This is a genomic window from Novosphingobium sp. LASN5T, from assembly GCF_003856955.1.
Classification (GTDB): Bacteria; Pseudomonadota; Alphaproteobacteria; order Sphingomonadales; family Sphingomonadaceae; genus Novosphingobium.
Window position 1 is genome coordinate 125,357 of the sequence record NZ_RQSI01000001.1, and the last position, 14,499, is coordinate 139,855.

General features: G+C 65.2%; 11 protein-coding genes and 1 tRNA gene. 9 read left to right on the forward strand and 3 right to left on the reverse strand.

What is annotated here, in order from left to right; translation table 11 throughout:
• Window positions 1-65 precede the first annotated feature (65 nt).
• From proS to EH199_RS00635, 3 genes are all read left to right on the forward strand, one after another.
• Window positions 66-1,613: a proline--tRNA ligase gene (gene proS, locus EH199_RS00625; RefSeq protein WP_124807351.1), complete on the forward strand. Its 1,548-nt coding sequence runs from the start codon at window positions 66-68 to the stop codon at window positions 1,611-1,613.
• Window positions 1,614-1,701: 88 nt separating this feature from the next.
• Window positions 1,702-3,027 (forward strand): M20/M25/M40 family metallo-hydrolase, encoded by a 1,326-nt coding sequence (locus EH199_RS00630; RefSeq protein WP_124807352.1) that lies wholly within the window; start codon window positions 1,702-1,704, stop codon window positions 3,025-3,027.
• A 56-nt stretch (window positions 3,028-3,083) separates the two neighbouring features.
• Entirely contained in the window at window positions 3,084-5,387 is a 2,304-nt protein-coding gene (locus tag EH199_RS00635; RefSeq protein WP_124807353.1) for a ribonuclease R family protein, read from the forward strand.
• A gap of 778 nt (window positions 5,388-6,165) precedes the next feature.
• Here the strand turns inward: EH199_RS00635 and EH199_RS00640 are convergent.
• Window positions 6,166-6,627, reverse strand: a complete 462-nt coding sequence (locus EH199_RS00640; RefSeq protein ID WP_124807354.1) for a universal stress protein — start codon at window positions 6,625-6,627, stop codon at window positions 6,166-6,168.
• Between the two features lie 172 nt (window positions 6,628-6,799).
• Between EH199_RS00640 and EH199_RS00645 the strand changes: the two genes are divergently transcribed.
• The 6 genes from EH199_RS00645 to EH199_RS00670 all read left to right on the forward strand — a co-directional run bounded on the left by EH199_RS00645 (window position 6,800) and on the right by EH199_RS00670 (window position 13,415).
• Window positions 6,800-8,092 carry a pyruvate dehydrogenase complex dihydrolipoamide acetyltransferase gene (locus EH199_RS00645; RefSeq protein WP_124807355.1) on the forward strand — a complete coding sequence of 431 codons (1,293 nt, stop codon included), beginning with the start codon at window positions 6,800-6,802 and terminating at the stop codon, window positions 8,090-8,092.
• 67 nt (window positions 8,093-8,159) lie between these two features.
• Window positions 8,160-8,519, forward strand: coding sequence for an acyl-CoA thioesterase (locus EH199_RS00650; RefSeq protein ID WP_124807651.1), 360 nt, complete (start codon window positions 8,160-8,162; stop codon window positions 8,517-8,519).
• Window positions 8,512-8,883 carry an acyl-CoA thioesterase gene (locus EH199_RS00655; RefSeq protein ID WP_124807356.1) on the forward strand — a complete coding sequence of 124 codons (372 nt, stop codon included), beginning with the start codon at window positions 8,512-8,514 and terminating at the stop codon, window positions 8,881-8,883. Before EH199_RS00650 ends, EH199_RS00655 begins: the two co-directional genes overlap by 8 nt.
• Before the next feature lie 2 nt (window positions 8,884-8,885).
• Window positions 8,886-10,298, forward strand: coding sequence for a dihydrolipoyl dehydrogenase (lpdA, locus tag EH199_RS00660; protein ID WP_124807357.1), 1,413 nt, complete (start codon window positions 8,886-8,888; stop codon window positions 10,296-10,298).
• Between the two features lie 24 nt (window positions 10,299-10,322).
• Window positions 10,323-11,498 (forward strand): NAD(P)/FAD-dependent oxidoreductase, encoded by a 1,176-nt coding sequence (locus EH199_RS00665; RefSeq protein ID WP_124807358.1) that lies wholly within the window; start codon window positions 10,323-10,325, stop codon window positions 11,496-11,498.
• A 267-nt stretch (window positions 11,499-11,765) separates the two neighbouring features.
• Complete coding sequence (locus tag EH199_RS00670) at window positions 11,766-13,415, forward strand: choline dehydrogenase (protein ID WP_124807359.1); 1,650 nt, start codon at window positions 11,766-11,768, stop codon at window positions 13,413-13,415.
• 32 nt (window positions 13,416-13,447) lie between these two features.
• On the opposite strand, the gene EH199_RS00675 is transcribed toward EH199_RS00670, so the two are convergent.
• Window positions 13,448-14,092: a hypothetical protein gene (locus tag EH199_RS00675; RefSeq protein WP_124807360.1), complete on the reverse strand. Its 645-nt coding sequence runs from the start codon at window positions 14,090-14,092 to the stop codon at window positions 13,448-13,450.
• Between the two features lie 313 nt (window positions 14,093-14,405).
• Window positions 14,406-14,495: transfer RNA gene (locus EH199_RS00680), tRNA-Ser, on the reverse strand.
• Window positions 14,496-14,499 lie beyond the last annotated feature (4 nt).

Sequence of the window (14,499 nt, forward strand, 5' to 3'; positions counted from 1 at the left end):
CGCCGGGCCACGAACCGCTGCAAACCGTCTTGCCCCTTTGTCGATTGCCGCTTAACCCGCGCGGCATGAACCAGCCTAAGATCAAGCACGCGCTGAACGTTACGCGCGACGAAGACTTTGCCCAGTGGTACCAGGCGGTGATCGCCGAGGCCGAGCTTGCCGAGGAATCGGGGGTGCGCGGCTGCATGGTGATCAAGCCGTGGGGCTATGGCATCTGGGAACGCATCCAGAAGATCATGGATGAACGGATCAAGGAAGCGGGCGTCGAGAACTGCTACTTCCCGCTGTTCATTCCGCTGTCCTACTTCGCCAAGGAAGCCGACCACGTCGAAGGCTTCGCCAAAGAGATGGCCGTGGTCACGCACCACCGCCTGATCGCGGACGGCAAGGGCGGGCTGGTGCCCGACCCCGAGGCAAAGCTGGAAGAGCCGCTGGTGGTGCGCCCCACGTCGGAAACGGTGATCGGCGCGGCGATGGCGCGCTGGGTGCAATCGTGGCGCGACCTGCCTTTGCTGACCAACCAGTGGGCCAATGTCGTGCGCTGGGAAATGCGCACGCGCATGTTCCTGCGCACCAGCGAATTCCTGTGGCAGGAAGGGCATACCGCGCACGCGGACGAGGCCGACGCGATGCAGGAAACGCTGCGCGCGCTCGAAATGTACCGCTCGTTCGCCGAGGACGTGCTGGCGATGCCGGTCATCGCCGGCGCCAAGCCCGAGAACGAACGCTTCCCCGGCGCGGTCGCGACCTATTCGATCGAGGCGATGATGCAGGATGGCAAGGCGCTGCAGGCCGGCACCTCGCATTACCTCGGCACCGGCTTCGCCGAAGCGGCGGGCATCCGCTATCAGGACAAGGAAGGCCAGCAGACGCTGTGCCACACCACCAGCTGGGGCGTTTCCACCCGCATGATCGGCGGCGTGATCATGACCCATGGTGACGATGACGGCTTGCGCGTGCCGCCGCAGGTGGCGCCGCAGCAGATCGTCATCCTGCCGATGCTGCGCGACAACGAAGGCGACGAGGCGCTGCTCGCCTATTGCGAAGGCCTGCGCGCGGCGCTGGCGCGGCAATCGGCGTTCGGCGAGCGCGTGCGCGTGCTGCTCGACAAACGCCCCGGCAAGGCCACCGCCAAGCGCTGGGCCTGGGTCAAGAAGGGCGTGCCGCTGGTGCTTGAAATCGGCGGCCGCGATGCCGAAGGCGGACAGGTCAGCGCACTGCGCCGTGACCGGTTGTGGCGCGAGGATGGCAAGCCCAACTTCGTGGCGCAGGCAAAGGACGATTTCGTCGCGACGGCAGTGGCCGAGTTGGAAGCCATCCAGCAAGGCCTGTACGCTGAAGCGCAGGCGAAGCGCGATGCGCAGGTGGTGCGCGACGTGACCGATCTGGACGGGCTTGCCGCCTATTTCGCCGAAGACCGCAAGTTCCCCGGCTGGGTGGAAATGGGTTGGTCCCGCCCCACCGGCGCGGCGCTCGACAAGGTCGTGGAAACGCTGAAGGGGCTGAAGCTCACCATCCGCAACACGCCGATGGATGCCGCGCCGCCGGAAGGGCCGTGCCCGTTCACGGGCGAACCGGCGGTCGAGCGCATCCTCATCGCGCGGGCGTACTGATCCAAGAGGGCGGGCAACCTTCGGGTTCTCCGCCCTTTTTCCTGCCGGTGCTTGCGAGGAGCCGGGGCGAACGGTTACCCTGCCCGGCATGAAGCGCCTTTCCATTATCGCCCTGCTCGCCCTCACCTGTTCCGCCCCCCCCATCGCGGCGCCCGAAGACGCCATTTCGCAAGCACGCCTTGAAGCGGACGTGGCGAAGCTGGTGGCCTTCGGCACGCGCCATACCCTGTCCACCCAGACCGATCCGAAACGCGGAATCGGCGCGGCGCGGGCGTGGGCGGAAGCCGAAATCCGCAAGACGTCCAAGGCCTGCGGCAATTGCCTCGAGATCGTGCTGCCCGAACGCATGGTGCAGGGTGAGCGCGTGCCGACACCGACGCGCCTGGTCGACGTGGTCGCGATCCAGCGCGGCACTGAGCGTCCGAACGAGGTGGTGATCGTGCAGGGGCACATCGACAGCCGCGCGTCGGACGTGCTCAACGCCACGATCGATGCGCCCGGCGCCAACGACGATGGATCGGGCACCGCGCTGGTGCTGGAAGCCGCGCGCGTGCTGTCACGGCAGAAATTCCCCTCGACGATCGTCTATGCCGCGCTTTCGGGCGAGGAACAGGGGCTGCTGGGCGGCAAGCTGCTGGCCGATTACGCGGCAGAGCATGGCTGGACGATCAAGGCCGTGTTCAACAACGACATCGTCGGCGGATCGCGCGGGTCCGACGGGTGGAAGGACGATACGCATGTCCGCATCCTTTCCGAAGGGCCGCGCGCCGATGGCACCGACGCGCTCCGCGCGGCGCAGCGGCGCTTTGGGGGCGAGAACGACAGCCCTTCGCGCAACCTTTCACGCTGGCTGGCGGGGCTGGCCACCAGCGACGCCACGGGGCTGGAAGTCCGCCAGATCTGGCGCGCCGATCGCATGGGGCGTGGCGGTGATCAGCTGCCGTTTTCGGACAAGGGCTATCCTGCGGTGCGCTTCACCGTGGCGGTCGAGGATTACGAGCACCAGCACCAGGATCTGCGCACCGAGAACGGGGTGAAGTTCGGCGATACCATCGACGAGATGGACTTTCCCTATCTGGCCAAGGTCGTCCGCCTCAACGTGCGCGGGCTGGCGGCGCTGGCCGCCGCGCCGATGCCGCCCGTGGCGACGGTCAAGGCGGCGGTATCGACCTGGACCGACATCGCGTGGAAGCCAGTGGACGGCGCGGCCAGCTATACGGTCTGGCGGCGGCGCACGGACGCGCCGGCATGGCAGGAGAAAGTCCGCGAAGGCGTGACCGGCACCAGCGTGCGGTTCGATGGCGTGCGCGGCGACGACTGGTTCTTCGGGGTCAGCGCGAAAGCGGCGGACGGCAGCGAAAGCCCGATTGCTTCCGCCCTGCCGGGTGGAGGCTTCGAGCCTTCGGCGCACTGACCGGTCCGCGCCGGCCTTCGCGATTGCGCATTGCCAAGGCGCGGTGAAGCGCCCACATGCCGGCGATGGTTCATTCGACGTCTTCCCATGGTTCCCGTTCGCCGCAGGGCATGCCCACGCGCCAGCAGGTTCTCGATTTCATCGCCCGGTCCGACGAGCCCGCCGGCAAACGCGAGATCGCGCGCGCGTTCGGACTGAAGGGGCAGGAGAAGATCGCGCTCAAGGCGCTGCTCAAGGACATGGCCGAGGAAGGCCTGATAGACGGCAACCGCACCGCGTTTCACCGCATGGGCGGCGTTCCGCGGGTGACGGTGCTGCGCGTGGTGGACATCGATGATGGCGAGGCGGTCGCCATTCCCGATAGCTGGCATCCCGATGACGGCGCGCCGCCGCCGCGCGTGCGGCTGGTGGAGCAGCGCGGCAAGCAGCGGCAGCAGGCGCTGCGCGTGGGCGACCGGGTGCTGGCGCGGACCGAGGAAGCCGGCAAGGGCTGGATCGCCCATCCGATGAAGAAGCTGCCCGCCCAGACCGACCAGATGCTGGGCGTGGTCGAGATCGACGGCGCGGGCAAGGGATGGCTTGCCCCGGTGGACAAGCGCGTGCGCAACGCGGTGCCGATCAGCGATCTGGGCCAGGCGGAAGCCGGCCACCTGGTGCTGGCGGAACCCGCCGGACGTTCGCCCCGCTCTGGCCTGAAAGTGACGACGGTGCTGGGCGATCCGCTCGCCCCGCGCGCGTTCAGCCTGATCGCCATCCACAAGCACGGCATCCCGTTCTCGTTCAGCGAAAAGGCCATCGAGGAAGCGAAGCTCGCGGCAGCCCTGCCGCTGAGCGAGGAGCATCGCGAGGATCTGCGCCACCTGCCGATCGTCGCCATCGACCCCGTCGACGCGCGCGATCATGACGACGCCATCTGGGCGGAGCCGGATGGCGAGGGCGGCTTTCGCGCGCTGGTCGCCATTGCCGACGTCAGCTTCTACGTCCGCCCGGGTGGCTCGGTGGACCGGGACGCGCGCAAGCGGGGCAACTCGGTCTATTTTCCCGACCGCGTCGTGCCGATGTTGCCCGAAGTGCTGAGCGCCGATGTCTGCTCGCTCAAGGCCGGCGCGGACCGCGCGGCGATGGCATGCCGCATGACGATCGACGCGCAGGGCCGCGTGACGTCATGGCGCTTCACCCGCGCACTCGTGCGGATCGCGGAAGTTATCGCCTACGAGGAAGCGCAGCGCCGGATCGATGCCGACGAAGCCGAGGCGCACCTCGTGAACCTGTGGGCCGCGTGGCGCCTGCTGGAAAAGGCGCGGAAGGATCGCGATCCGCTGGAACTCGATCTGCCCGAACGGCGCGTGTTGCTCGACGAACAGGGGCGAATTGCCGAAGTGGCGCTGCGCGAACGGCTTGATGCGCATCGCGTGGTCGAGGATTTCATGGTCACTGCCAATGTCGCCGCGGCCAAGGCGCTGGAGGCGAAAGTCGCGCCGGTGGTCTATCGCATCCACGAACCGCCCACGCGCGAGAAGCTGCTCGCGCTGAAGGACTACCTCGCCACGTTCGATCGCAAGCTGGCGCTGGGGCAGGTGATTACCCCGTCGCTGTTCAACCGGATGCTGAAGGATGTGACCGACGAGGCGGAAAAGGCGCTGGTCATGGAAGCGGTGCTGCGCAGCCAGACGCAGGCCTACTATGGCCCGCGCAACGCCGGCCACTTTGGCCTGTCGCTGGGCAGCTACGCCCATTTCACCTCCCCCATCCGCCGCTATTCGGACCTGCTGGTCCACCGCGCGCTGGTCGATGCCTATGATCTGGAGCAGCCGCGCCCGCAGGACCATGACCTGCCGCCGACGAGCGGCCTTGCCGACCGCGACCGCAACGATCTGGCGCGGGTAAGCGAAGCGATCAGCGCCAGCGAGCGGCGGGCGATGGAAGCCGAGCGCGAAACGATCGACCGCTATGTGGCGGCATGGCTGGCCGGCCGCGTGGGCGAAGTGTTCGATACGCGCATCACCGGCGTCCAGAAGTTCGGCCTGTTCGCCACGATCATCGGGCTGGGCGGCGACGGGCTGGTGCCCGTTTCCGTGCTGGGCGCCGAACGCTTCGCCTATGACGAAAAGGCGCAAGTGCTGGAAGGCGAAAGCAGCGGCGAACAGTTTGCGATGGGCATGATCCTCAAGCTGCGGCTGGCCGAGGCCAACCCGCTGACGGGCGCGCTGAAGTTCGAGCCGGTCGACGTGGCTGAGGGCGTCAGCCGCATCGAGCGTCGGGGCGGCAAGCTTCCGGGCAAGCCTAAGCCCAAGGGCAAGTTCATGACCGGAAAGCGCGGGCGGCCGTCGAATATCCGCCATCAGGGCAAGCGCAAGTAGGGCGATCATCGCCGTTCGCGGATGATCCTGGGATCACTCACTTCGCTGTGAGCCATGGCGGCGGCGCACTGTCATTCCCGCGAAGGGGCAAAGGCTTGATCGAAAGCAACCTTTCAACGCGGTACTCGCTTCCCCAGCCAGACATGTGACCGAATCCGACGGGTATCAAGTAGCCGATCCCAAATAAAGCTACCTTTTTACTACCTATGAAGCGGATCTTATACGGAGCGGGCGGCCAAATTCGCACTTTACCTGTATGAGGGTTAAAGCTGTGCTGCATTATGCGATCGTAGTTTTCTCCACGTCCCTTATCGTAGAGGTAGTCGATCCATGAGCCGTCATGGCAACTTTGGTCCTCAACATCCTCTGGTTGAGCATTCTCGAAAAATTCGGAGCATTCGAAAGCGACACTCCAGATGCCTTCGATTGTTCTCGTTCTCTCGACGTAGGAAAGTATGCATGTCCAAGCGACAGCAAGAGCGCATAATCCTAAAAAAATCTTCGCAACTTTCATTGCTTTAACTTAACGCTTTGGAGTGAAAGCGGCAACCCATCGCAGGCCATTATCATCGCTAAACTTCCGCAACTGGGCGACAACCGTCGAGACTTCTTCCAGCCTCTCCCTCCTCCGCCGTCATGCCAGCGTAGGCTGGCATCTCTGGCCTCGGGCATCCGGCATGAGATCCCGGCCTTCGCCGGGATGATGGGATTCCTTCGCCGGGGTGACGGGATTTTGATTTTGGGCAACGGGCTTCGAGCATGTCCGGACAGTCCGCTCCTAGCTCAGCGCGTCGATCGCCTCGTCGTCCATGCCGCCGGGCACGATCATCAGCGGGCAGGGCAGTTGCCCGGCGTGGGTACTGAAATGGGTAATCATCGGGCCGGGCGCGCCGTCGGCCGCGGCGCCCAGCACCAGCGCCGAAACTTCGGGGTGTTCGCGCAGGTAATCGCGCACGACGTCCGGGCCGTTGCCCTGGCGTACCGAGATGATTGGTGTCAGCCCGGATTCGCTGGCGACGCTGCCGGCCGCTGTGGTCACCAGCACTTCAGCGCGATCCTTGGCCTCTTCCTCGATGGTTGCCTGCACGCCCGCGAAAGCAACGAATTCCTGCTTCGGAACGAGTGCGAGGATGTGAACGGTGCCATCGGTGCGAACGGCGCGTCGGGCGGCGAAACGCAGCGCTTGCCGCGCCTCGTCCGTTTCGTCCATAATGACCAGGTAGACACGCTGCTGAAGCATGGCCTTTTCCTTCCCGGACCTCTCTACCGGCAAATTCGTATGCAGGGCAAGCCTCAAGCCACTTGACCCGCAAGGCAAGGCCGTTGAAATGGCGACAAGAGGTGAGGCAGCCTGAAATAACCCATTTGGTTGCTTTTTGTTCAAATCAATAACCAAGGATGGAAACTGCGCCATGCCCATAGCCATCAAGATGCCCGCGCTTTCGCCGACGATGGAAGAAGGCACGCTTTCCAAGTGGCTGGTGAAGGTGGGCGACACGGTTTCGTCCGGCGACATCATGGCCGAAATCGAGACCGACAAGGCCACGATGGAGTTCGAGGCGGTCGATGAAGGCGTGATCGTTTCCATCGACGTTGCCGAAGGCAGCGAAGGCGTGAAGGTCGGCACGGTGATCGCCACGCTCGCGGGTGAGGACGAAGACGCCAGCGCGCCCGCGCCCAAGGCCGCCCCGGCGCCCGCGCCCGCCACCACGCCGACCCCTGCCACGACACCCGCGCCTTCGCCAGCTCCCGCTCCCGTGGCTGCCGCCGCGCCCGCGCCCAAGGGAGATCGCGTCGTGGCCAGCCCGCTCGCCAAGCGCATCGCCGCCGACAAGGGCATCGATCTGGCCGGCGTGAAGGGCACCGGCCCCAATGGCCGGATCGTCAAGGCCGACGTCGCGGACGCGCAGCCCGGAGAGGCGCCTGTTTCCGCTTCCGCCCCGGCGCCCACGCCGGCGGCAGCTCCAACACCCGCGCCGGCTCCCGTCGCTGCCGCCAGCGTTCCGGACTTCGGCATCCCTTACGAAGCGCAGAAGCTCAACAACGTCCGCAAGACGATTGCGCGCCGCCTGACCGAAGCCAAGCAGACCATCCCGCACATCTACCTGACCGTCGACATCCAGCTCGACGCGCTGCTCAAGCTGCGCGGCCAGCTCAACAAGGCGCTGGAAGCGCAGGGCGTGAAGCTCTCGGTCAACGACCTCATCATCAAGGCGCTGGCCAAGGCGCTGCTGCAAGTGCCCAAGTGCAACGTCAGCTTCGCTGGCGACGAACTGCGCAGCTTCAGCCGTGCTGACATCTCGGTGGCCGTGGCCGCGCCTTCGGGCCTGATCACGCCGATCATCGTCGATGCCGGCACCAAGTCGATCTCCACGATCGCCACCGAGATGAAGGAACTGGCGAACAAGGCGCGCGAAGGCAAGCTGCAGCCGCATGAGTATCAGGGCGGCACCGCTTCGCTGTCCAACCTCGGCATGTTCGGCATCAAGCAGTTCGATGCGGTGATCAACCCGCCGCAGGGCATGATCATGGCGGTCGGCGCGGGCGAGCAGCGGCCCTATGTGGTCGATGGCGCGCTGTCGATCGCCACGGTGATGAGCGCCACCGGCAGCTTCGACCACCGCGCAATCGATGGCGCGGATGGCGCGGAACTGATGCAGGCGTTCAAGGCGCTGATCGAAAACCCGCTCGGCCTGGTCGCCTGACCCCGCCGTGTCGGACGTCGACAACCCGCCGCTGCCCGGTTCGGAGCCGGCGATCCGCATCACGGCGATGCCGGCGGACGCCAATCCGGCCGGGGACATCTTCGGCGGGTGGCTGATGGCGCAGATGGACATGGCGGCGGGCATCGTCGCCACCCGGCATTCGATGGGGCGCGCGGCGACGATCGCGGTGGAAGGCATGAAGTTCCACCACCCCGTTCACATCGGGGATGAAGTGACGGTCTATGCCGATCTCGCCTCGGTGGGCCGCACGTCGATGGTGATCGACGTGGAAGCCTGGCGGCGGCCGCGCACAGGGAACGAGCGGCAGCGCGTGACGCAGGCGCGGTTCATCTTCGTGGCCATCGACGAGAGCCGGCAGCCGCGCGCGGTGCCGCCGATTCCCGTGGGAGAGAACGCGCATGGCTGAGGAACTGGTTATCCGCGTGACCGCGATGCCAACCGACCTCAATCCCTATGGCGGGGTGTTCGGAGGCTGGCTGATGAGCCAGCTGGCGCTGGGCGCCGGCTCGCTCGCCTCGCGACGGGGCAAGGGCAAGGCCGTGGTGGTCGCCGCTACCGACTTTACCTTTCCGGGCGTGATGGCGGTGGGCGACGAACTGACCGTCCATGCCGAAATCGTTGCGCGGGGGCGCACCTCGCTGACGATCATCGCGCGGGGGGAAGGGCGCGAACGCAATGGCGAAGGCGTGACCGAGGTCGCGCGCGGGCAATTCAAATTCGTGTTGCTGGCCGATGATGGCCGGCCGCGCGCCATCGATACAGTGGAGTGAACATGGCTGAACAGTATGACCTGATCGTCCTCGGATCCGGCCCCGGCGGCTATGTCGCGGCGATCCGCGCCGCGCAACTCGGCCTCAAGACCGCGATTGTCGAGCGCGAACTGCTCGGTGGCATATGTCTGAACTGGGGTTGCATCCCCACCAAGGCGCTGCTTCGCTCGGCCGAAGTGTACAACCACATGAAGCACGCCAAGGCCTATGGCCTGGCTGCGGACAACATCCGCGCCGACATCGAAGCGGTGGTCGCGCGGTCGCGCGGGGTGGCCAAGCAGCTGAACCAGGGCGTCACGCACCTGATGAAGAAGAACAAGATCACCGTCCACATGGGCACCGGCGTGCTGAAGGCGCCCGGCACGCTGGAAGTGACCGGTGACAAGGGCGTGGAGACGCTGAGCGCGAAGCATATCATCGTCGCCACCGGTGCGCGGGCGCGCGACCTGCCGTTCGCCAAGGCCGATGGCAACCGCGTGTGGACCTATCGCCACGCGATGACGCCGAAGGAACAGCCGAGCAAGCTGCTGGTCATCGGATCGGGCGCGATCGGCATCGAATTCGCCAGCTTCTACAACGATATGGGCACGGAAGTGACGGTCGTCGAGATGATGGACCGGGTTGTGCCGGTGGAAGACGCCGACGTTTCCGCCTTCCTCGAAAAGGCGCTGGTCAAGCAGGGCATGTCGATCCTGACCGGGGCGGGCGTCGAAAGCCTCGACGTGAGCGGCAGTGGCGTGAAGGCGAAGATCAAGGGCAAGGACGGCAAGGTGGTCGAAAGCCAGTTCAGCCACGTCATCGTCGCGGTGGGCATCGTGCCCAATACCGAGAACATCGGCCTCGAAACGCTGGGCGTGAAAGCCGAACGCGGGATCATCCAGATCGATGGCCATGGCCGCACCAACGTGAAGGGCGTGTGGGCGATCGGCGATGTCACCCCCGGCCCGTGGCTGGCGCACAAGGCCAGCCATGAAGGCGTGATCGCGGCGGAAGCCATCGCGCAGGAACTGGGCAACAAGGATGTGCATCCGCACGCCATGGATCGCGGCAACATTCCGGGCTGCACCTATTGCCACCCGCAGATCGCCAGCGTCGGCCTGACCGAGGCGAAGGCGAAGGAAGCGGGCTACACGCTCAAGGTCGGCACGTTCCCGTTCATCGGCAACGGCAAGGCGATCGCGTTGGGCGAGCCGGAAGGCTTCGTGAAGACGGTGTTCGACGCCAAGACCGGCGAACTGCTGGGCGCGCACATGATCGGCGCGGAAGTGACCGAGATGATCCAGGGCTACGTCGTCGGCAAGACGCTGGAAACGACCGAAGCCGAACTGATCAACACCGTGTTCCCGCATCCGACGATCTCGGAATCGATGCACGAAAGCGTGCTCGCCGCCTACGGGCGCGCGCTGCATATCTGATCCTGACCACTCCGGCGTTCCGGCATGACCGCGACTCATGATGCGATCGTGCTGGGCGCCGGCGCGGCGGGGCTGATGTGCGCGGCCACCGCCGGGCAGAACGGCCGCCGCGTGGCCTTGCTCGATCACGCGGACGAGCCTGGCCGGAAGATCCTGATTTCCGGGGGCGGGCGGTGCAACTTCACCAATATCCACACCGCGCATGACCGCTATCTTTCGCAGAATGCCCACTTCGCGCGATCGGCGCTGAGCCGCTACACCCCGTCCGACTTCATCGCGCTGGTCGACCGCTATGGCATCGCCTGGCACGAAAAGACGCTGGGGCAACTGTTCTGCGATGGTTCGGCGCGGCAGATCGTGTCCCTGTTGCTCGACGAATGCGCGGCAGGGCAGGTCGAGGTGCTGTGCGCCATGGCGGTGGGCGAGGTCAGCCACGCCGATGGCCTGTTCCGCGTGGAGGCGGGTGGCCGCACCTTTTCCGCGCCGTCGCTGGTGCTGGCCACCGGTGGGCCGTCGATCCCCAGGATGGGCGCGACCGGCTTCGCCTATGATCTGGCGCGGCGCTTCGGGCTGAAAGTGGTGCAACCCCGCCCTGCGCTCGTGCCGCTGACGCTGGGTGGGGACGAGGCCCTGTTCCGCGATCTGTCGGGCGTTTCGGCCGACGTGACCGCGCGCGCCGGCAAAACGGCGTTCCGCGAGGCCGCGCTGTTCACGCACCGGGGCCTGTCCGGTCCCGCCATTCTCCAGATCTCGTCCTACTGGCGCCATGGCGAAGCGGTGGGCGTCGATTTCCTGCCCGACCGTCCGCGCGAATGGCTGCTGGCGGCGAAGCGTGACCGTCCCCGCGTGGCGCTGCGCAAGGTGCTGGCCGAAGCGCTGCCCGAGCGGCTTGCCACTGCCCTGTGCGAACGGCTAGGCGGCGGTGGCGAGCTTGGCGGCATGACCGACAAGGCCTTGCGCGCGGCCGAAGCCCGGCTTGCCGACTGGCGCTTCCACCCCAACGGCACCGAAGGCTTCGCCAAGGCCGAAGTCACCGCCGGTGGGATCGATACGGCGGGCCTTTCCTCCCGGACGATGGAGGCGCGCACGGTGCCCGGCCTCTATGCGATCGGGGAGGCGGTTGACGTCACCGGATGGCTGGGCGGATACAATTTCCAGTGGGCCTGGGCCAGCGGCAAGGCGGCGGGTCTGGCCCTGTAGAGTGTTGTGTGGAGCCGGATGACATCGCCTTGCTTCGTCATTGCGAGGGGCGAAGCCCCGCGGCAATCCAGAGTGGAATGCAGGCCAGAGCGGCACGCGGGACTCTGGATTGCTTCGCTTGCGCTCGCAATGACTAAGCGGGTAGAATTGAGGCGATCCTCCTGCAATGCCACGCGGCAATTTAACCGATCGCCTAAATGCCCTTGCGCTCAGGCGCGTTCTTGATGACAAGCATGTCAATAAGAACGGTATCGGGATGGGCGTGCCATGGCTTCGGGCGAATACGATTACATCATTATCGGCGCGGGCAGCGCGGGATCTGTGCTGGCCGCGCGGCTCAGCGAAAATCCCGGCGTCCGGGTGCTGGTGCTCGAAGCGGGCGGGCGCAACACCTCGGTGCTGGTGCGGATGCCGGCCGGGGTGGGCACGCTGATCAAGCAGAAGAGCAAGTTCAACTGGGGCTTCTGGAGCGAACCGGAACCGTTCATGGACGGCCGGCGCCTGTGGCATCCGCGCGGCAAGGGGCTGGGCGGCTCGTCCGCAATCAACGGCATGGTCTATATTCGCGGCCACGCGCGCGATTACGATCACTGGCGGCAGCTTGGCCTTGATGGCTGGTCCTATGCCGAAACGCTGCCCTACTTCAAACGCGCGGAGAACTTTCAGGACGGCGCATCGACGTATCACGGCGAAGGCGGGCCGCTTTCGGTCAGCTGGGGCGAACGCTCCGATCATCCGCTCTATGCCGGCGTGATCCGCGCCGGCGGTGAGGCGGGGCACAAGATCACTCCCGATTTCAACGGCTTCGATCAGGAAGGTTTCGGCCGCTATCAACTGACGATCCGCGATGGCCAGCGCTGGAGCGCGGCGCGCGGCTATCTTCAGCCGATCGTCGGCCAGCGCCCCAACCTGACGGTGGTGACCGGTGCCCGTACCCACCGCATCGTCATCGAGAACGGCCGGGCGACGGGGGTGGAATACAGCCTGGGCAAGGGCAAGCCGGTGCAGACCGCGCACGCCGCGCGCGAGGTGCTGCTCTGCGCCGGGGCGTTCCAGTCGCCGCAGATCCTCAACCTTTCGGGCATCGGCGATCCCGAGGCGCTGGCCCGCCACGGCATCCGCACTGTCCATGCGCGCAAGGGCGTGGGCGGCAACCTGCAGGATCACCTTGACGTCACGCTCAACTGGACGTGCAAGCAGCCGATCACACTCTACAACGATACGAAGGGCCTGAAGCAGCTCAAGGTCGGGCTGCAATACCTGCTCACCGGCAAGGGGCCGGGGCGGCAGAACGGGCTGGAGGCGGGCGCCTTCCTCAAATCCCGCCCGGACCTCGACCGGCCGGACCTGCAGTTCCACTTCGTGCTCGCGATCATGCAGGACCATGCCAAGGTCGCGGTGAAGCAGGATGGCTTTACCATGCACGTCTGCCAGTTGCGGCCGGAAAGCCGGGGCACCGTCTCGCTATCCTCGGCCGATCCCTATGACGACCCGGCCATCCTCGCCAACTTCCTCTCGACCGAGGAAGACCGCCGCGCGGTGCGCGAAGGCGTCCGCATGGCCCGCGCGGTGGTCGCCCAGCCCGCGCTCGAGGCGTTCCGGGGAGCGGAGTTCGCGCCGGGCGAGCAGGTGCAGACCGACGAGGAAATCGACGCCTTCATCCGCGCCAAGGGCGAGACGATCTACCACCCCGTGGGCACCTGCCGCATGGGCCTGCCCGCCGATCCGCTCGCCGTGGTGGACAAGGACCTGAAGGTCATCGGCCTCGAAGGCCTGCGCGTGGTCGATGCCTCGGTCATGCCCACCCTGATCGGCGGCAACACCAACGCCCCCACGATCATGATCGCGGAAAAGATCGCCGACGTGATCCGGGGCAGGGCGCCGCTGCCGCCAGAAGAGGTGCCGGTGGCGGGGTGAGGGATGCCTTGACTGCCAGAATATGAGGGCAGTTAGGCTGTGGGGCAGCGGCGAAAGAATGTCCCGCCCGGCTTCCTGCTCGTCAATGACTTACCTCCATCGACTAGCTTGAATTGCCAAACTTCATTCACTTGGCCGCCGTTTTCGCCCTTCGTCGTCGTGTACAGGTCCATCTCGCTGGCGGAAAATAGATCAACTTTCGTCACGTCCCATTCCACTTCAAAGTTGTAGAACTTCGTTGCGTCGAGAACAAATCGAGCCTCCCGCCCTTCGCATCTATCTTGCGTTAGCTCATCCCATGCACCTTGAAATAACTTTGGAATTGAGTCGACGGTCCTAGGGTAAATGGCTTGGTCGGAAGCGCTTTTTCCTAGTGTAGCCTTTAGCGAACCGTTTATCGCATCCTGAAACGCAGCGCCGATAATCGAACCTGGATTGTAGGCGATCCGCTGACCATCCCCGTATCTGATAATCGCGCACGGTTCAGAACAATATGCCTTCGTTATGACCCGACCGTTATCGGCAACCGAGACGAGCACGTGTTGGCCTTTGTCGTTCTTCCCAAGATAGCGATAGCCCACAACATCACCAGTCGCTTTGCCCTTTTTCTGATCTTCTTCGGAAACAGCAGCGACGTAGTAATATGTGCCTCGCTCCTCCTCCACAAAGTTATGCATAGGCGCAGGGGCTGGGAGGGCCGAAGTGGGTATTTTGTCATCAGTCGCCGCAGCGGCCGGGGGAGAAGCAGTTTCGCTCCTCCCGCATGATGCGAGCATAATGGCACAAGCTGCCGCAATTACGAGACGTTGCCGCACACGAATCCCCCTGCAAAGGGTGCAGCGTATTCAGTGCTTTCTTGCGCAACAACCACCGACTTGGATTTGAATTGCTTTGGCCGATGGATATTGGGCCTAGCGCCCGAACTATCGTGGAGTGACTATGAGAAGAAAGTCGACTTTTGGAAAACATATCAACAAAATCATCAGCGATTGGCGGACAGGGTGGGATTCGAACCCACGGTGAGCTTGCACCCACGGCGGTTTTCAAGACCGCTGCCTTAAACCACTCGGCCACCTGTCCGCAC